Annotated in this window: 16 protein-coding genes; 1 reads left to right on the forward strand and 15 read right to left on the reverse strand. The window is 38.6% G+C overall.

Going from position 1 to position 20230, the window contains the following annotated elements; translation table 11 throughout:
- Positions 1 to 109: 109 nt before the first annotated feature.
- The 6 genes from priA to MHB53_RS06130 all read right to left on the reverse strand — a co-directional run bounded on the left by priA (position 110) and on the right by MHB53_RS06130 (position 7859).
- Positions 110 to 2515, reverse strand: a complete 2406-nt coding sequence (priA, locus tag MHB53_RS06105; protein ID WP_340916302.1) for a primosomal protein N' — start codon at positions 2513 to 2515, stop codon at positions 110 to 112.
- 5 nt (positions 2516 to 2520) lie between these two features.
- Complete coding sequence (gene coaBC / locus MHB53_RS06110) at positions 2521 to 3720, reverse strand: bifunctional phosphopantothenoylcysteine decarboxylase/phosphopantothenate--cysteine ligase CoaBC (protein WP_340916303.1); 1200 nt, start codon at positions 3718 to 3720, stop codon at positions 2521 to 2523.
- Positions 3721 to 3895: 175 nt separating this feature from the next.
- Positions 3896 to 4102 carry a DNA-directed RNA polymerase subunit omega gene (gene rpoZ, locus MHB53_RS06115; RefSeq protein WP_340924514.1) on the reverse strand — a complete coding sequence of 69 codons (207 nt, stop codon included), beginning with the start codon at positions 4100 to 4102 and terminating at the stop codon, positions 3896 to 3898.
- A 2-nt stretch (positions 4103 to 4104) separates the two neighbouring features.
- The gene (gmk, locus tag MHB53_RS06120; RefSeq protein ID WP_340916304.1) at positions 4105 to 4719 is read right to left on the reverse strand and encodes a guanylate kinase; all 615 of its coding nucleotides are present in this window, start codon (positions 4717 to 4719) and stop codon (positions 4105 to 4107) included.
- Positions 4720 to 4731: 12 nt separating this feature from the next.
- Entirely contained in the window at positions 4732 to 4992 is a 261-nt protein-coding gene (remA, locus tag MHB53_RS06125; RefSeq protein WP_340916305.1) for an extracellular matrix/biofilm regulator RemA, read from the reverse strand.
- 212 nt (positions 4993 to 5204) lie between these two features.
- A complete protein-coding gene (locus tag MHB53_RS06130; RefSeq protein ID WP_445661401.1) occupies positions 5205 to 7859 on the reverse strand; it encodes a calcium-translocating P-type ATPase, SERCA-type in 2655 nt (884 codons plus the stop codon).
- Positions 7860 to 7995: 136 nt separating this feature from the next.
- On the opposite strand from MHB53_RS06130, the gene MHB53_RS06135 reads away from it, so the two are divergent.
- Positions 7996 to 9708 (forward strand): Rqc2 family fibronectin-binding protein, encoded by a 1713-nt coding sequence (locus tag MHB53_RS06135; RefSeq protein WP_340916309.1) that lies wholly within the window; start codon positions 7996 to 7998, stop codon positions 9706 to 9708.
- Between the two features lie 13 nt (positions 9709 to 9721).
- Here MHB53_RS06135 and pyrE read toward each other — a convergent pair whose 3' ends face one another.
- From pyrE to pyrR, 9 genes are all read right to left on the reverse strand, one after another.
- On the reverse strand, positions 9722 to 10360 hold the full coding sequence (gene pyrE, locus MHB53_RS06140; protein ID WP_340916310.1) for an orotate phosphoribosyltransferase: 639 nt from the start codon (positions 10358 to 10360) through the stop codon (positions 9722 to 9724).
- Entirely contained in the window at positions 10353 to 11069 is a 717-nt protein-coding gene (gene pyrF / locus MHB53_RS06145; RefSeq protein ID WP_340916311.1) for an orotidine-5'-phosphate decarboxylase, read from the reverse strand. Before pyrF ends, pyrE begins: the two co-directional genes overlap by 8 nt.
- A 1-nt stretch (position 11070) precedes the next feature.
- Positions 11071 to 11982, reverse strand: a complete 912-nt coding sequence (locus MHB53_RS06150; RefSeq protein ID WP_340916312.1) for a dihydroorotate dehydrogenase — start codon at positions 11980 to 11982, stop codon at positions 11071 to 11073.
- Positions 11982 to 12755, reverse strand: coding sequence for a dihydroorotate dehydrogenase electron transfer subunit (locus tag MHB53_RS06155; protein WP_340916313.1), 774 nt, complete (start codon positions 12753 to 12755; stop codon positions 11982 to 11984). The genes MHB53_RS06150 and MHB53_RS06155 overlap by 1 nt, the downstream gene beginning before the upstream one ends.
- A complete protein-coding gene (gene carB / locus MHB53_RS06160; protein ID WP_340916315.1) occupies positions 12752 to 15967 on the reverse strand; it encodes a carbamoyl-phosphate synthase large subunit in 3216 nt (1071 codons plus the stop codon). The genes MHB53_RS06155 and carB overlap by 4 nt, the downstream gene beginning before the upstream one ends.
- Positions 15960 to 17051, reverse strand: coding sequence for a carbamoyl phosphate synthase small subunit (locus MHB53_RS06165; RefSeq protein ID WP_340916317.1), 1092 nt, complete (start codon positions 17049 to 17051; stop codon positions 15960 to 15962). Before MHB53_RS06165 ends, carB begins: the two co-directional genes overlap by 8 nt.
- Entirely contained in the window at positions 17048 to 18334 is a 1287-nt protein-coding gene (locus MHB53_RS06170; RefSeq protein WP_340916318.1) for a dihydroorotase, read from the reverse strand. The genes MHB53_RS06165 and MHB53_RS06170 overlap by 4 nt, the downstream gene beginning before the upstream one ends.
- A 233-nt stretch (positions 18335 to 18567) precedes the next feature.
- Complete coding sequence (locus MHB53_RS06175) at positions 18568 to 19449, reverse strand: aspartate carbamoyltransferase catalytic subunit (RefSeq protein WP_340916319.1); 882 nt, start codon at positions 19447 to 19449, stop codon at positions 18568 to 18570.
- A 154-nt stretch (positions 19450 to 19603) separates the two neighbouring features.
- Positions 19604 to 20149: a bifunctional pyr operon transcriptional regulator/uracil phosphoribosyltransferase PyrR gene (pyrR, locus tag MHB53_RS06180; protein ID WP_340916320.1), complete on the reverse strand. Its 546-nt coding sequence runs from the start codon at positions 20147 to 20149 to the stop codon at positions 19604 to 19606.
- Positions 20150 to 20230 lie beyond the last annotated feature (81 nt).

Here is a 20230-nt window from a genome sequence, read left to right on the forward strand (position 1 = left end):
TGATCATTAAGTCGTACGTCGCTTAACGGGCGCTTCCGCTTGGGCTCACACGATGCGAGTCCTAAGGGCGTTGCCACACGATGTGGCGCTCTTAGCCGTTGATCCTTAACTACATCATCATATAAGGATTAACATCGATTGAAATTGTCAAACCTTCTTTTATATATTGCTGCTGATAATGTTCTAATACTTTTTTTAAGGCCTCGTTTAATTCTGGTTCATGTTTGTATTTTATCAAACATTGGTATCGATATCTATCATTTATCCGCGGAATCGAAGAGGCAACAGGTCCGAGCATTATTGCCTCCTTGGAAATTTTAGTCCCCATGTATTTAGCTATTTTATCTGTAGTGGCATATGCTTTCATCAAATCCTCATGACTGACAGTAATCATTGCTAGGAAATAAAAAGGAGGATATGATCCAACTTTCCGCATAACCATTTCTTGTTGATAAAAACGCTCGTAGTCTTGCAAACCAGCAAGTTGGATACTATAGTGTTCTGGTGTATATGTTTGAATAACTACTTCACCAACTAATTCATGCCTTCCCGCTCTGCCACTCACTTGAGTAAGTAATTGAAATGTTTTTTCACCTGCTCTGAAGTCAGGCAAATGCAGCATTGTATCTGCACTTAATACTCCAACAAGAGTTACATTTGGAAAGTCGAGTCCCTTGGCTATCATCTGTGTGCCAAGTAATATGTCCGCTTTACCAGACTGAAATCGATCTAAAAGTTTTTCATGTGCGCCCTTTCTTCCAGTCGTATCAACATCCATGCGGACGATTCTGGCTTCCGGTAAAAGCTTTAGTAATTCTTCTTCGACTTTTTGTGTTCCCGTACCGAAATAGCGAATATGCGTACTTGAACACTCTGGACATGTCTGCGGAACAGCCGTATCGAAACCACAATAATGACATTTCATCTCATTTGAGAATTGGTGATATGTTAATGATATATCACAATGGGGACATTGCATGACATAGCCGCAATCTCGGCACATCATAAAGGATGAATGGCCCCGACGATTCAGAAATAAAATGATTTGTTCCTTTTTGGCGATACGTTCCTCCATCTTTGCAAATAGCTCTTTAGAAAACATGGAGCGATTTCCGCTACGCATTTCTTCACGCATGTCCACAATCGAAACTGGTGGAAGGTCTCTATCATTCATCCGCTTCGATAGCGTTAGGAGCTTATAAACTCCTTTTTTTGCTCTTGCAAAAGATTCAAGTGAAGGGGTAGCACTACCAAGCATAACAGGACATTGATGAAAGAGCGCCCTTTGAATCGCGATATCTCTTGCATGGTACCGGGGGGCTTCCTCTTGTTTATAACTAGTTTCATGTTCTTCGTCAATAATAATAATACCGATATTTTCTAAAGGAGCAAAAACTGCGGATCGTGCACCAACGACAACCTTCGCTTCTTTCCGTTGGATTTTCCGCCACTCATCATACTTTTCTCCAATAGATAACCCGCTGTGCAGAACAGCTACATCATCACCAAATCGACTTTTAAAACGATCAACCATTTGTGGAGTTAACGCAATCTCCGGCACTAATACGATCGCGTCTTTCCCCTTTTCCAAAACAGATTGGATTGATTGTAAATATATTTCCGTTTTACCACTACCAGTAACCCCAAATAAAAGAAAAGTCTCATGCTTTTCAGTTTCAATTGAATGAAGCACTGGAATAATAGCTGCCTGCTGTTGGCTTGTTAAAGGGAGTGGATTTGTCGGTACAAAAGATTTATGTGCATAAGGATCACGGTAAATTTCCTCTTGTATTTCTGTGAAGACACCTTTATTGACTAATGTTTTGATCGTCGACTGTGAGACAGCAGTATCTTCCATCAGTTGTTTCACACTATACTTTTCAGCAGGATTCTCTAAAACGTATTCCAACACTTGCTTTTGCCTAGAGGCGCTGGAGTGAAGTGAATCGACTAATTTCTTCATTTCCACATTTTCCATTTTCAGTGTTAGTATTCTAATCGTTTTTTTTCCTGCACGACTTTTAACAGAATATATAACTTCCGCATGACCGTTTTTTATTTCTTTATGCAAAATAGGAAGCAGCTTTTGGCTTTCCGCATCTTCCCAAGTGATTTCATTTTTACCGTTAAAAATCTGATCAAGGTCTGGATGTGTATTTTCATGTAATCGTCGTATCTTTTTTTCATATTTCGCTTTCATTGCGGCAGGAAGCATTGCTTGATAGGCGGCAATTTGGAATGATAAAGACTCTTTTGCAAGCCATTTTCCTAATGAAAGTAGTTCATTATTTAACACAGGAGTTAAATCCAGTGGTTCCTTAATCTCTTTTAATTTCGATATATTCGTATTGTTTTTAAGACCCGTGACGTATCCTTGGATCGTACGCGGTCCAAATGGAACCGCAACTCGCATACCGGGCTCAATAATTCCTAACCAGTTTTCCGGAATAAGATAATCAAATTCTCTATCGGTCCCAAGGGCAGGAACATCAACAATCACAGTAGCGATATTCATGTTTCTTAGTCAGCTCCTAACTTAAGGACAATCTCCATCAATATTTGTTTTGCAGTTTCATGTTTACTTAAAAGTGGTAATTTTCTTGCTGAATTGTCCTTATGAAAAATAGTGACAATGTTTGAATCACCTGCAAAACCGGCGCCCTCAGCAGTCACATCATTAGCAATTATCATATCTGCATTTTTTTTCTGTAGTTTTTTTCTTGCATAATGCTCTACATTATTTGTTTCAGCTGCAAAACCCACGAGAAATTGTTGCTCCTTCTTCACGCCCATTTCCAACAAAATATCCTTCGTTCTTTCCATTTCTATGATTAAATTTCCTGTTTTCTTTTTCATCTTCTCTGAAGAGATGTTTTTAGGACGATAATCAGCAACAGCAGCACTTTTAATTACGATGTCTGCATGTTTAAAATACGTCATTGACTCATTGTACATCTCTTCAGCTGTGCTGACTTTAACTAAGTCCACATTGCTAGGTATAGGCAAACCTTCAGCTCCAGAAATCAGGGTTACATCAGCACCCATTTTACTTGCTTCCTCAGCTAAAGCATAACCCATTTTCCCACTGGAACGATTTGTAAAATATCGAACGGGGTCTAATTTTTCCTTCGTTGCCCCTGCTGTAATTAATAGTCTTTTTCCTTTTAATATTTGCTCTTGAGAAAAAAATGATTGAATAGTATCTACGATTACTTCAGGTTCTTCTAGTCTACCCTTTCCAACATACCCGCAAGCTAAATATCCTTCTCCAGGCTCAATAAATCTAAATCCGTAGTCAAAAAGCGTGCTAATATTCTTTTTCACGGCCGGATGATCGTACATATGGACGTTCATCGCGGGAGCGATCCATACAGGTGCAGTTGTTGCAAGCAGTGTAGTAAGGAGCATATCATCAGCAATGCCATTCGCCATTTTACCAATAATATTTGCTGTTGCTGGAGCAACAATGATTAAATCTGCCCAATCGGCTACATCAATATGCGATATCGAGGACGGTTCTAGTTCCGCAAATGTATCCGTATATACTTCATTTCTAGATAATGCTTGAAAGGTGAGTGGGGTAACAAACTTACAAGCTGATTCAGTCATGATTACTTTTACTTCAAAACCAGCCTGTACGAGCTTACTTGTTAATGCTACAGCTTTATATACAGCAATGCCTCCAGATACACATAATAATATATTTTTTCCTGTTAACATGTTAATCCCTCACTTTTTACTCGTTAATTTCCACCATATATGTCTTCGTTTTATTATGAACTCGGAGGATTAGAAAAGGCAACCTATACGTAGGTTGCCTTTTCATTGTATTAGGGAGAACTATAGACTTTTATTTTTAGCTATAAGCCTATTCCTTGCTTTACTAATGCAAATTTCAGTCTTGATCACTTGATTTCTTAATTTTCAATACGCCATCGTAAATTTCTTCTAAAGATTTTCCAACATATTTATTAGATAAATACTTTTCTAATAATGGATCCTCATCGATTTGGAATTGACGCGCTCTTCTAGCTGAGATTGTCACAAGAGAATATTTGGAGTCGATTACTTTTAATAATTCATCAATAGATGGATATAACATGGTCATTTAACCTCCAGCATTTTTATATATTTCCCTGCGATGCGTTCACTTCTCAAATGCTCAGCCTGCACAATCGCATTTATTCGATCTACTGCTAAGTCTACATTATCATTTTCTACGATAAAATCATATAAACTCATCAATTCAATTTCTTTTCTCGCTGCTTCCATCCGATTATGTATTAAGTCAACAGACTCTGTACCACGCCCGACAATACGACTTTCAAGCTCATTTAAACTAGGTGGCATCAGGAAGATAAATAATCCTTCAGGAATTTTCTCACGTACTTGCTTTGCACCCTGGACTTCAATTTCCAAAAATACATCTTTACCAGAATCTAATGTATCTTTCACATAATCTACAGGTGTACCATAGTAATTTCCAACGTACTCAGCATGTTCTAGAAGCTTTCCTTCAGCAATCAATTGTTCAAATTCTTCCCGACTTTTAAAAAAGTAATCTACACCATCCACTTCTCCTTGGCGTGGTTTTCTCGTTGTCATCGAAATAGAATATTCAAATTTAGCGTCCGAACGAGAAAATACTGCTTCTCTCACCGTACCTTTACCGACTCCAGAAGGACCGGAAAGCACAATTAGCAATCCTTTTTCTTTCATAGTTAATCGTTCCTACCCTTCCTCATGATCATCCTTCCCGAACAAACGTTGGGCAACAGTTTCAGGTTGGACTGCTGAAAGGATCACATGTTCACTATCCATAATAATTACAGCTCTTGTCCTTCTTCCATATGTAGCATCTATTAAAGTTGCACGATCACGTGCATCCTGAATGATTCGTTTGATCGGCGCTGATTCTGGACTGACAATTGATATGATTCGATTAGCGGAAACAATATTACCAAATCCGATATTCAAAAGCTTGATTAACATATTGCCCCTCCAGTAAACTATCAATTATTTTTGCCAATTTTTAGAGATTTTAATACTTTTTTAAATATTTACATTTTATTACTTTATTTACTTCCTGATAGATCCCAATAAAAAAGGCAATAGAGGAGCCTCTATCACCCTAAAATTATATCACATTTTTAATACCAGTTCAAAGCATCAGAAGTTTTTTGTCGAAAACTCACTTAAATCTGTTAAGCTTTAGCCTTTTTTTGAAAAATAAATGAACCCGCAAGCAAAAATGTTGGTATTGCACTCATTCCAATAATTAGCAGCCAGTCACTTAATAAGATTGGCACGGTATGGAAGATAGGTTGTAAAACTGGTATATAAATAACTGCCAACAGCAAAACAATAGAAGATACTACGGCTGCAACAAGATATTTATTGCCAAACGGATTTCTAGAAAATACAGAGACCTCGCTTCTACAATCAAATACATGTATAAGCTGGGCCATAACAAGTGTCGAGAAAGCAATTGTTTGCGCATATGGGAGATTATTCATATCTCGATAATAAACAACGATAAAAGCGATTAATGTGACTATCCCTATTAAAAATCCTCGGGAAACAATCTTCCATCCTAATTTTCTTGAGAATACCCCTTCCTTTGGATGCCGAGGCCTTCTCTTCATCACATTTTCTTCAGGTTGGTCAAGACCTAAAGCCATAGCAGGTAATCCATCTGTCACTAAGTTCACCCATAGTATTTGAATCGGAACAAGTGGGAGTGGCAACGACAAAAGCATGGCAAACAGCATAACAAGGATTTCACCTACATTTGAGGCCAGTAAATAACGAATGAACTTTCGGATGTTTTCATAAATATTTCGACCTTCTTTTATCGCCGCTTTAATTGTTGCAAAATTATCATCTAATAAAATGAGCGACGAAGCCTCTTTAGCAACATCCGTCCCAGTGATTCCCATCGAGATACCAATATCCGCTGCTTTGATTGCAGGCGCATCATTAACGCCGTCTCCAGTCATTGCTACAATATGCCCTTTATTCTGCAAAGCTGTAACAATTTTCAACTTATGTTCAGGTGTGACCCTTGCGAATACAGCGATATGCTCGACCTTCTCTTCAAGCTCTTCAATCGATAATTCATTTAAGGCTTGCCCATCCATCACTTGATCATCCACATTTAGAATGCCTAATTGCTTCGCAATTGCGTGTGCAGTTGCAGCATGATCGCCTGTAATCATGACTGTTTTAATTCCTGCCTGTCTACATTCCTCCACTGCCTTTTTAACTTCTGGTCGAGGTGGATCAATCATACCCTGCAATCCAATAAATGTCAGACCCTTTTCAACCTCTTGTTCTCGTTGTGGAAAAACATTTGTATGCAATGGTTTAAACGCAACTGCTATTGTTCTTAATGCCTCTCCAGCTAGCTCATTTACAGCATTTTTCACTTCATTTTGAAGCTCACTATTTAATAATCGTTGTTTTCCATTCCATAAAATTGATTCACTTTTTTCAATTAGGACATCCGGTGCCCCTTTTGTTATAATAAACCGCTTCCCATGACTATCTTTAACAATCACACTCATCAATTTACGTGACGAATCAAACGGATATTCTTTTTCTATAGAAAATTGTTGCCTTATTATATTTTGTTGAATACCCGCTTGGTGTGCTGACATGAGTAAGGCACCTTCTGTTGGATCACCATCAATAACAGTTTCTTCCCCTAGTATTTTAATAGTGGAATTATTACAAAGAACACCGAATGTAAGTAATTGCTTCATTTCATTCTCTACTGCCCACTCATTACTTGACTCAGTATCGGCAGTCATATTTCTAATTTTTCCACTGCTCCATAAATGTGTCACTGTCATCTTATTCTGCGTCATCGTTCCAGTCTTATCGGAGCATATAACAGATGCACAGCCTAATGTTTCTACGGCTGGTAACTTACGCACAATTGCTTTTTGCCTTATCATCCGCTGGACACCTAGCGACAATGCTACTGTTACAATTGCGGGTAGTCCTTCTGGAATCGCAGCTACTGCTAATGACACACCTGCGAGAAACATTGTATATGCATCATGACCGTGATATATTCCTGCTATGACAACCAATAACGTAAGAAGTAACGCTACTGTAATTAAGATTTTTCCTAGCTGTTCCAATTTTCTTTGTAATGGAGTAATTAGTGCATTGACTGATTGAATCATATCAGCAATTTTCCCCATCGCAGTTGTCATACCAGTTGCTGTTACTATTCCAATTCCATTACCCCGCGTAACCAGAGTCCCCATAAAGGCCATATTGCTTAAGTCGCCTAAACTAGGTTGTATACCTAAAATTGGATGGGTCGTTTTGGTTGTTGGGATAGATTCTCCCGTTAAGGCTGATTCCTCTATCTCTAAATTATTAGCGATCAAGATTCTTATATCGGCACCAATTTTATCACCAGTTGCAAACTTAATAATATCTCCTGGGACCGCATCACGTGAATCAGTTTTTACCCATATACCTTCTCGTAATAATAAAATTTGTGGCGCTGATAAACTTTTTAATGCCTCTAAAGATTTCTCCGCTTTTCTTTCTTGAAAAAAACCTAAAATACCATTGATAAATACAATCGCCATAATTGCGATGGCATCAATATATTCGCCGAGTAATCCTGATACAAGTGTCGCCCCAAGCAGAACAAGCACCATAAAATCTTTAAATTGACTAAAAAACAGAAGAATGGCTGATTGCTTCTCACCTTCAGATAGTTCATTCCATCCATACTTCTTCCTTCTATTCTCTACAATTTTGCTTGACATGCCATTTGATACATTTGTATTCAGTACTCGTTCTATTTCAGCCTGTTCCATCTCATGATACTTCATGTGTCTATCACTCACTTTCCTCTCGACAAGTTGTCCTCTATAATAGGAAGCATATTCAGTGTCAGAGTGATTCATGATATAATTTTTATTATCGGAACGTAGCGGAAGAAATTATATAGAGTAAAGGATGTTAATCATGTCATTTGATGGATTTTTCACAAGAGCTATGACGAGGGAACTGGCAGAAACAATTGGCGGAGGAAAGATTAATAAAATCCACCAGCCTTTTAAAAACGAACTTATTTTTACAATTAGAATGAATAGAAAAAATCACAGATTACTTATTTCAGCACATCCGACATATGCACGTATACAATTAACAAACGATCTTTTAGAAAACCCGAACGAGCCACCAATGTTTTGTATGTTACTTAGGAAGCATTTAGAAGGAGCAATCATCGAAAATATCCGGCAAATCGGTATGGATCGTATTATTGTGTTCGATTTAAAAGGCCGAAACGAACTTGGGGATGTGTCTTATAAACAATTATTTATAGAAATTATGGGAAGACATAGTAATATCATTCTTGTTGATCAAGAAAAGGAAATGATCCTTGACAGTATTAAACATATTCCTGCTTCAATTAACAGTTACCGAACAATCTTGCCTGGCTCTACCTATATTTCACCACCGCCTCAAGAGAAGCTAGAGCCCTTAGAAGCAAATAATGATGATGTATTAAAGGCTTTAAACTTTAATAGTGGAAAGCTAGACAAACAATTAGTTGCCAGTTTTGCTGGCATGTCGCCACTTTTAGCGAAGGAAATCATTTTTCAAGCCGGATTGGCTAATAGGGAAACCCTTCCACCAACATTTATAACATACATGGAAAAGCTCAGTGCACATGATTATCAACCAACCGTCACTACGGCTGAAGGTAAAGAATTCTTTTATTTAGTCCCGCTCATTCATCTTAAAGGAGAGTATAAATCATTTGCTTCTTTAAGTGAGATGCTAGATCGATTTTATTTTGGAAAAGCTGTTCGTGATCGCGTGAAACAGCAAGCATATGATCTTGAAAGGCTAATGAAAAATGAAAAGGAAAAAAATGAAACAAAAGTTAAAAAACTTGAAACTACGCTAAAAAAAGCGGAAAATGCTTCACATTACCAATTACTTGGAGAATTACTTACAGCTAATATGCATCTCGTAAAAAAAGGTATGCAAGAAATAAATGTCATTAATTATTATGATGAAGCAGGAAAAGAAATAACCATTCCACTTAATCCACGGAAAAATCCGGCAGAAAATGCTCAACAATATTTTTCAAAATATCAGAAAGCAAAAACAGCCTTACAGATTGTCAAAGTACAAATTGAAAAAGCACTGGATGAGATTAATTATTTTGAAGGATTGCTACAGCAAATCTCATCAGCAGCGACGAAAGATATCGAAGAAATACGGGAAGAATTGGCTGAAGAAGGGTATATCCGGTTGCGACAAAAAAGAGGACAAAAGAAAAATATTTCAGCAAAACCGGTTGTGGAAAAGTATATCGCTAGCGATGATACTGAAATTTTCGTCGGGAAAAATAATAAACAAAATGATTATTTAACGAATAAGATAGGACGCCGTGATGATATATGGCTTCATACGAAAGATATACCAGGTTCACATGTTGTGATTAAAAGCTCTGAGCCAAGTGAAGAAGTCATTCTTGAAGCAGCTAATCTTGCTGCCTACTTTAGTAAAGCAAAAAGTTCATCGGCAGTACCTGTTGATTTCACTAAAATAAGACATGTTAAAAAGCCAAATGGTTCTAAACCAGGTTTTGTTATATACGACCAACAACAGACGGTATACGTAACACCGAATGAGGATATAATCACAACAATGAAAAAAGGCTGATATCAGCCTTTTTTCATTGTTTCCCCCATACCTCTGGGTCTATTCGCCAGTCTCTAAGTGTGATGGCATCTTTTTCTTTGATTAGTTTTTTTGCAAGCGCAATATTGATTAGATCGGAATAGCCAATTAGAGATTTTACCTGAATATTTGCTGTTGCTAATAATTCTTTCCCTCTATCTAATTCATACGAAAATATCGCTGCGACACCTAACACTTCACAACCAGCTAAGCGCAGTGCTTCGGCTGCATTGATCACACTTCCACCAGTTGAAATTAAATCTTCAATGATAACTATCTTCTGTCCAGCGAGTGCTTTGCCTTCAATTTGATTTCCTTTGCCATGACTTTTCGCTGAAGAGCGTATATAGCACATTGGTAGATCAAGTAGATCACTAACCCATGCAGCATGAGGGATTCCTGCAGTTGCGGTACCCGCAATTACCTCTACCTCAGGAAAATTTTGTTTAATTATTTTTACTAGGCCAGACGCAATGTCTTTTCTTAAACGGGGATAGGAGAGTGTTAAACGATTATCACAATAAATCGGTGACTTCAATCCTGAGGACCATGTAAATGGTTCATTTGGGCGTAAAAAAACTGCTTCAATCTCAAGAAGTTGAAGCGCAAGTTGCTCTGCATTTTCATTATTCATTATTTCCACTCCATTCTAATAGCAATTTTCGATAGGCAGATACTGGATTCTCAGCTTGTGTGACTGATCTGCCAACGACAATCATTGATGCTGCATACGTTCGTGCTTGACTCGGAGAAACGATTCGCTTTTGATCATCGGCTGTATCACCAAGCATACGGATACCAGGTGTTACCCGTAAAAATGTTGGATGTGTCGCTTTAGCAATTGCACTTGCTTCTAATGCTGAGCAAACGACTCCATCTAATCCAGCTTCATTCGCAAGTTGCGCATAATGAATGACAGAGTCTTTCAATGGGACAGTGATTAATTGCTGCTTTTGCATTTCCGACTCACTCGTACTCGTCAATTGCGTGACAGCAATCAACTTTGGTCTCGTGTACCCACTTCGGGTACCTTCTTCCAAGCCTTTTAAAGCTGCTTGCATCATCGCTAAACCACCTGCAGCATGAACATTTACGATATCTACCTGAAAACCAGCTAATACTTTCATTGCTCGATAAACAGTATTAGGGATGTCGTGCAATTTTAAATCTAGAAAAATATCATGACCTTGCTCTTTTAACCATTTTAATAAAGGTGGGCCTTCTTGATAATAAAGCTCCATCCCTACTTTTACGAATAGTTTCTCATCTACAAATTGCTTTAGAAACTGCTCAGCAGTAGCTCTATCGTGAAAATCAAGAGCAATGATTGGTTTATGTACCATATTACTTCCAACTCCTTCCAACTAATTCCGAAATATGTGTAACACCTAATTCATCAAGTTTGCCAGGAAGTTGTTCTATTAAGTTTGGACAAATAAACGGATCTGTGAAATTTAATGTGCCAACAGCAACTGCACTTGCCCCCGCATAGAAATACTCGATAATATCATCAACCGACTCAATTCCACCCATTCCTATAATTGGGATATTTACTTTTTGGCTTACTTCATAAATCATCCGGATCGCAACCGGTTTAATTGCCGGTCCAGATAATCCCCCGCTTTTATTCGCTAAAATCGGTTTACCTGTTTTCAAATCGATGCGCATCCCAAGTAATGTATTAATCATTGTCAGACCATCCGCACCTGCTTCTTCCACTGCTTGTGCCATGCTACCAATATCTGCTACATTCGGAGATAATTTTACATAGACCGGAACTGTCGATACTTCCTTTACCTGCTTAGTTAATTCATAAGCCACTTCTGGAACAGTCCCAAAAGCAATTCCACCTTTTTTTACGTTCGGACAAGATATATTTAACTCAATTGCATGTACATTTCGAGCCGTAGAAATTTGTTTTGCTACCTCTACATAATCTTCTGTCTCTGAACCAGCAACGTTGGCAATGATTGGAACATCAAATTGCTCTAGCCATGGCAATTCGTTCGTCATTACGCCCGATAGGCCTGGGTTTTGCAATCCAATTGCATTCAACATACCAGCAGCAGTTTCGGCAACTCGTGGAGTCGGATTCCCGAATCGCTGTTCAAAAGTAGTCGCTTTAATCATAATAGCTCCAAGTAAATTAAGATCATATAACTGACTAAACTCTTTTCCAAAACCAAAACAGCCGGATGCTGGCATCACTGGATTTTTCAACGATAATCCGGGTAATTCTACTCGTAAACGATCCATCATAAAACCACCTTTCCGATTGGAAATACAGGACCATCGCTACACACTTTTATATAACTTGCCGGATCATCTGCTACATGGCAAACACACGCGAAGCAAGCACCAATGCCACAACCCATTCGTTGTTCGAAAGACAAGTACGCTTTTCGTTCACTAAAACGGTCTTCCAACGCTTTTAACATCGGCGTTGGCCCACAGGAATATAAAATATCAAAGTTAAATTGATATTCATCAATTACATTTGTCACAAAACCTTTCGTTCCACTAGTCCCGTCGACAGTTGTAATAAATGTTTCTCCTAGATCCGCAAATTGATCAGCATAAAATACTTTATCCGCTGTTTCAAAGCCTAATACATGGATAGTTCGAACACCTTGGGCATTGAGGCGTTTAGACAATTCGTATAACGGCGGTACACCAATGCCTCCGCCAACTAAAAGTGCCGTTTGATTCTCCGTCACTTCGTTAAGTGGGAAACCATTACCAAGTGGACCTAATACATCTGCTTGCCCACCGGCCATATTCATTGCTAGCAATTGCGTACCTTTTCCTTCTGCACGATAAATAATAGTAAAACGATTATTCTCTTGGTCTATCGAAGCAATGCTAATTGGTCTGCGTAAAAGCGGATCGAGACCCGGGTTTGTCCGAATATGGACAAATTGACCGGGCTCTTTCATATCTCCAACCATTTCACCTTCTAATGTCAGTTCATAAATATCTTTAGCTAGCTGTTGCTGCGAGATTATCCTCATATTTTCCTTTTGAATCATATGTTGATCGCCTCTTTCTGCCCAGCTCCTCCACTCGACATCGCTTCTGCTGAAAAGACCATTGATTCCAATACACCAAGGATGGCTACGGCCGTATCGAGTGAAGTTAAGCATGGAACTCCATTTTCTACAGATTCTCTGCGGATTTTAAATCCATCACGCTGAGGCTGTTTTCCTTTTGTTAAAGTATTGATGATTAGTTGTGCTTTTCCTTGTCTAATTACATCAATTAAGGTAGGTCCCTCGGAACCAATCTTCCCAACGACTTCTACCTTTACACCAGTGCTAGCAATCGTATCCGCTGTGCCGCTTGTCGCAATGATCCGATAACCAATGTCTGAAAAGCGTTTTGCGATTTCAGTTGCTTCTTGTTTATCTTTATCGGAAACGGTAATTAATACCGTACCATAACTTTTAATTTCCATTCCTGATGCGACTAGTCCTTTATATAGGGCTTTTTCCATTGTCGTATCTTTCCCCATTACTTCACCAGTTGATTTCATTTCAGGCCCTAATGTAATATCTACTCTTCTTAGTTTAGCAAAGGAGAACACAGGGACTTTCACGTATACCCCATTCATTTCTGGTGCAATGCCTGTTTCATAACCTAGTGACGTTAGAGATTCACCAAGAATCACTTTCGTTGCCACATTTGCCATTGGAATTCCTGTAATTTTACTCAAGAATGGTACTGTTCTACTTGAACGTGGATTTACTTCAATCACATATAATTCATCGTTAGAAATAACATATTGGATATTCAATAACCCGATGATTTCTAATCCTTTTGCCAATCTAATCGTATAATCTACAATTTTCTTTTTCATCGCTTCACTTACATTTTGAGGTGGGTATACAGCAATCGAGTCACCAGAGTGGACTCCCGCGCGCTCGATATGTTCCATAATGCCAGGAATTAGTACAGTTTCCCCATCTGAAATGGCGTCTACTTCAATTTCTTTTCCGATTAAATATCGATCAACTAGTACTGGATGTTCTGGATTTATTTTCACAGCATTTTCCATATAATGTAATAATTCATTTTCTTCATAAACAATTTCCATTGCTCTACCACCAAGTACGTATGATGGTCTGACGAGTACCGGATATCCAATTGAATTTGCGATTACAACAGCTTCTTCTACTGAAGTGGCCGTTTTTCCTTTTGGCATAGGAATGTCTAATTGAGTGAGTGCTTGTTCAAATTTATCACGGTTTTCTGCGCGATCAAGACTTTCTAATGAAGTTCCAAGGATTTTAACTCCTCTATCTGTCAAATCTGCTGCAAGATTTATCGCCGTCTGCCCACCAAATTGTACAACAACACCTTCAGGGTTTTCTAGGTCGATAATATGCATGACATCTTCAATTGTTAATGGCTCAAAATACAACTTATCTGAGATACTGAAATCAGTAGAAACTGTTTCAGGATTATTATTGATTATAATTGCTTCGTAACCTGCCTCTTGAATTGCCCATACACTATGCACTGTCGCATAATCAAACTCAATCCCTTGACCAATTCGGATCGGACCTGAACCAAGTACTACCACACTTTTTTTATCCGTTGTTATTGATTCATTCTCTATTTCATATGTACCATAAAAATATGGTGTATCTGATTCAAATTCTCCAGCACATGTATCTACTTTTTTATAGACAGGAATGATGCCATTTTCTTTTCTCCATTCATATACTTCTTTTTCATTTATCCCCCATAGCTTCGCAATTGTGATGTCAGCAAATCCATATTCTTTCGCTTTTCGCGCCATTTCGATATCAAATGTACAATCTATTAATTCATTTTCCAACTTAATAATTTTTTCCATCTTATATAGGAAGAATAGATCAATTTTGCTCCATTCATTCAATTCCTCAATGGTAATTCCTTGTCTCAATGCTTGGCCAAGATAAAATAGTCGTTCGTCAGTCGGATGGCGCATTTCTTTTTCTAACACAGATTTATCAATCATATCAGCGCCGTTAAGCTCTAAATGATATACATCGCTTTCTAAGGAACGGACTGCTTTCAATAAAGATTCTTCGAAAGTCCGGCCAATAGCCATTACTTCTCCCGTTGCCTTCATTTGTGTACCGAGCAAACGATTAGCTGATTCGAATTTATCAAATGGCCATCTTGGTATTTTCGTTACGATATAATCAATGACGGGCTCGAAGCAAGCATAGGTTTTACCTGTTACTGGGTTCATGATTTCATCTAATGTATATCCGATAGCAATTTTTGCAGCAAGCTTAGCGATTGGGATTCCAGTTGCCTTTGATGCCAATGCAGATGATCTACTAACCCGTGGATTTACTTCAATAATATAATATTGAAAACTATGCGGATCTAGAGCGAGCTGAACATTACAGCCACCTTCTATTCCTAGTTCACGTATTAACTTTAAAGAAACATTGCGCATCATCTGTATTTCACGATCACTTAATGTTTGGCATGGTGCTACTACAACCGAGTCACCTGTATGAACACCGACTGGATCAACATTTTCCATATGACAAACAACTATTGCATTATCATTTGAATCACGCATAACTTCATATTCTATTTCTTTAAATCCTGCGATACTCATCTCTAGCAAACACTGATTTACGGGACTATTCTTCAATCCACTAGCAACAATCTCATGTAACTCATCTATGTTATGACAAATTCCACCGCCAGTTCCGCCAAGTGTATATGCTGGGCGCACAATCACAGGAAATCCTATTCTTCCAGTAAACGTCACCGCTTCTTCAATTGTATGGATGATTTCGCTCTCTGGAACAGGCTCATTTAACGTATTCATCAGTTCTCTAAATTGATCACGGTCCTCTGCCTGTTCGATCGCAGCTAATTTAGTACCTAATACTTCTACATTACATTCGTCCAATACGCCTGCTTTTGCTAAATCCATTGCCATATTAAGACCTGTTTGACCACCAAGTGTAGGTAAAATTGCATCCGGTCTTTCCTTGCGAATAATTCGACTAACAAATTCGACAGTAAGTGGCTCTATATATACTGCATCAGCGATTTCCGTATCTGTCATAATTGTAGCGGGATTAGAATTGATTAATATTACTCGATAGCCTTCCTCTTTTAAAGCTAAGCAAGCTTGCGTTCCGGCATAATCAAATTCAGCAGCTTGTCCTATTACTATCGGACCTGATCCGATTACTAAAATGCTTTCTATATCAGTACGTTTAGGCATGATTTTCCACCTTTCCTTGGTTTTTAATGATCAATTGGATAAAACGATCAAAGACTATTTTTCCGTCTTCAGAGCCTGGTGAGGATTCTGGCTGATACTGGACTGAAAATGCTAGGTAATCCCGATGTTCGATTCCTTCAATAGATCCACCATTCAATGCTCGATGAGTAATAGAAAGTGGCGTGCCATCTATTGATGACTCTTTCACTTCATAACCGTGATTTTGTGAAGTAAATATTATTTTCCCTGTTTTTAGGTCTTTAACCGGATAGCTCGAACCCCTATGTCCGAATTTCATTTTCTCTACAGTACAACCATTAGCTATTGCGAATAATTGATGACCAAGTCCAATTCCGAATAACGGAACTTTTTCTTGCAACACGCGGATCATTGCCGTAGCTTCCTCCACATGCATTGGATTACCGGGACCGTTAGAGAGTAATACACCATCCGGACTTAAGGCACAAATCTCCTCGACAGGGGTGTTATAAGGGACAACTGTTACATCGCAACCTCTTTTTGTCAGCTCCCGAAGGATTCCATGCTTTACACCAAAATCGACAACAACAACATTTTTCCCCCGACCTGGGCTTGGATATGGCTTCGTTGCTGCTACTTGTTTTACTTCATCTACTGGAAAGGTGATAGCTTTTAATTTAGCTAATACAACTTCATCTTCTTCATCCAGATTGCAAATGGCACCCTTCATTGTACCTTTATCTCTAATTAGTCTTGTAAGCATCCGTGTATCAATACCAGCTATCCCCGGAATATTTTTTAATTTTAAATATTCATCAAGTGACATGTTATTTCTCCAATTAGACGGGTAGTCAGCAACCTCCTTTACAATTACACCTTTGATTACCGGTTGAATGCTCTCAAAGTCGTCACGATTAATGCCATAATTACCGATAAGCGGGTAGCTAAATGTTAGAATTTGACCATAATTAGACGGATCAGAAATGGCTTCCTGATAACCTGTCATACTAGTATTAAAGACTACCTCTCCCATATTATCTTTGTTACCACCAAATGATGTGCCGATAAAAACTGTTCCATCTTCTAATATTAGTTTACGTTTCACTGTTCCTCACCCCGTTCAGCCCATTTTAAGTTTCCATCAACAAATGTAGTAGCAGGCCATCCTTGGCATGTCCAGCCACCAAAAGGAGTATTTTTCCCTTTTGACGCAAAGTCAGATGGATTAATTTGTTTCTCCGTTTCCAAATCTATTAATGTAATATCAGCCGACTTACCGACTTCAAGCGTGCCACTTTCTAATTGGAATGTTTTTGCCGGCAAGACTGTTAACCAATTAATTAACTGCTCTATACTACAAATACCTTTTTTTACTAGATGCGTATAAAGCAATGGGAATGCTGTTTCTAGACCGACTATTCCAAATGGTGCAAGTTTGATGCCTTGGCTTTTTTCTTCGTGTGTATGTGGTGCATGATCTGTAGCAATAAAATCAATTGTTCCATCAAGCAATCCTTCGATAAGTGCTTCTTGGTCCGCTTTGCTTCTTAGCGGCGGATTCATTTTATAATTAGCATCGTCACCAGGGATATCATCTTCACATAAAAGTAAATGATGCGGACTTACTTCTGCTGTTACACGAATTCCAGCCTTTTTTGCATCCCGCACTGCTCGTACAGATTCTTTCGTGCTAATATGACACACATGGTAGTGGCAACCTGCTGCTTCAGCAAGTAGCACATCGCGGGCAATATGTACCGATTCACATATGGAAGGTATTCCGGCAAATCCATTTTCTTTGGAAAAATTACCGTCATGGACAGATCCGCCATAAATAAGTGAGTTATCTTCACAATGTGCGACAATTGCCATATCTAGGTCTGCAGCTTTTTTCATTGCTTCAAACATGGTTGCCGCTGTCTGCACCCCAACCCCATCATCCGTAAAGGCAAAAGCTCCAGCTTGTTTCAATGCGGCGAAGTCCACTAGTTCTTTTCCTAATTGACGAATAGTAATCGCTGCATAGGGTAAAACTTTTACGCTGCCTCTTTCTTTAACCTGGTTAACAAACCAACCCATTTGTTCTGCATTGTCCGGAACCGGCCTTGTATTAGGCATTGCAGCAACGGTTGTAAACCCGCCTTTCGCTGCGGCTTTAGTACCTGTTTCAATTGTTTCTTTTTGTTCACCACCTGGCTCACGCAAATGTATATGTACGTCTACAAAACCCGGAGCAACCGACATCCCTTTCGCGTCAAACTCTTGCTCACCATTTGACGAAAGATTTTCACCAATTTCTGCGATAATACCATCTTTTATTCGGAAATCAATTAACGCTCTATTATTTTCTTCACCGATACTTTTTGCATTTCTTATTAACCAGTTCATATTTATTCCCCTTTCTTATAGTAAGTGTTCAAAAAGGCGCCAAATTAGAAACAAGAAGTTCGAGGCGAGAAGGTTTTGAGGATCGGACTTGCACAGGATGTGCTGACTTCTGTGTTGCTAACAGGACGTGAGCGAACTTAACAGAAGATCCATCCTATGGCTACGTGAGAACCGGAAAAACCGAGCAACGAAGAAATTCGACGTTTATCATTTGGTGACTTTTGAACATCCTCTTATAGTTCAAGAATTGATTTAAGTACTGCCATTCTAGTAAAAACACCATTTCCCATTTGCTTGAAAATTCTTGACTTTTCGCTTTCTACTAGGGAGTCTGCTATTTCTACATTTCTATTAACAGGAGCTGGATGCATAATAATACTCGTCTTCTTCATTCTTTTTTCTCTAGCTATTGTCAATCCATATTCGGCATGATAACCATCAGCTGTCATAAAAGACGTACTTTCATGACGCTCATGCTGAATTCTTAATAACATTACTACATCCGCTGTTTCTACCGCATCATCAATATTACAAAAGGTAGCATTTAATTGATTACTGTCAAACCATTCTGGTGGTCCAGAGTATAATACCTCTGCCCCCAATGCAGAAAGTGCTTTATGATTTGATTTCGCTACTCTACTATGTGATAGATCCCCGATAATGGCTACCTTTAATCCACTAAATCCTCCGAACTCCTGCTTGATGGTAAATAAATCGAGAAGTGATTGAGTCGGATGCTGTCCACAGCCATCACCGGCATTTACAATACTAATTTGTAGTTGATCTAAAAAGTTCCGATAATAGGATTCTTCACCATGGCGGATGATAGCTGTATCCACCCCGATGGATTCTAAAGTTTTAAGTGTATCGTAAAGAGTCTCTCCTTTTAAAAGACTAGAGCTACCAATATCGAACGGAATAACTTCTAATCCTAGCTTTCTTTCAGCTATTTCGAAGCTCGATTTCGTTCGAGTACTTGGTTCGAAAAATAAATTTACGGCAAACTTTTTATTTTCCGGGTGCCATTCTTCCCCTTTTGCAAATGATTCTGCACTATGTAAAAGCGCTAAAATTTTATCTTTAGATAAATCGTTCATAGAGACGAGGTGCTTCATCTGTATCCCTCCGCTGTCTTCATAACATAATTTCGGATAAAAAAAACCTCTTTATCTAATTTCAGACAAAAAGGGTATGTAAACGCGAGGCATAATCAAGCCTCATTTACCCCCTTTGTCAGCCTCTCGGGACTGCATTTAAAAGGGAAAGTATTCAGTTCAGTTCATATATACTTACTTGATCTAGTTCATCCGTCTCCATTAGTTCAACAACAATACGTTCTTGATTAGAAGTCGGAATGTTTTTTCCGATAAAATCTGCACGAATTGGCAATTCACGATGTCCCCTATCAACTAGAACGGCGAGTTGAATTTGCGAAGAACGACCGATATCCATTAGGGCATCCATTGCTGCACGTACAGTTCTTCCTGTAAATAAAACATCATCAACGACAATGACCTTCTGGTTATTAATATCAACAGGGATTTTTGATCCTTTAACTTCAGGTTCAGCATCCGCATTTTTAATCGATAAGTCATCTCGATAAAGAGTAATGTCCAGTTCTCCTACAGGTATAGGTTCCCCTTCGATTTTCTCAATTCTTTTTGCTAATCTCGCGGCTAAATGAATGCCTCTAGTTTTTATACCAACTAAAACACAATCTTCAATTCCCTTATTACGTTCAATAATTTCATGAGCAATTCGAGTTAATGCCCTTTGTATCGCCTTTTCATCAAGAAGGACTGCTTTTTGAGTCATATAATGTCACTCCATTTTAGTTTTGCACCATATAAAAACCCTCTTACCGTAGACGGCAAGAGGGTATACTTATCCCAAACA

This window comes from Bacillus sp. FSL K6-3431 (assembly GCF_038002605.1).
Lineage (GTDB): Bacteria > Bacillota > Bacilli > Bacillales > Bacillaceae_C > Lederbergia.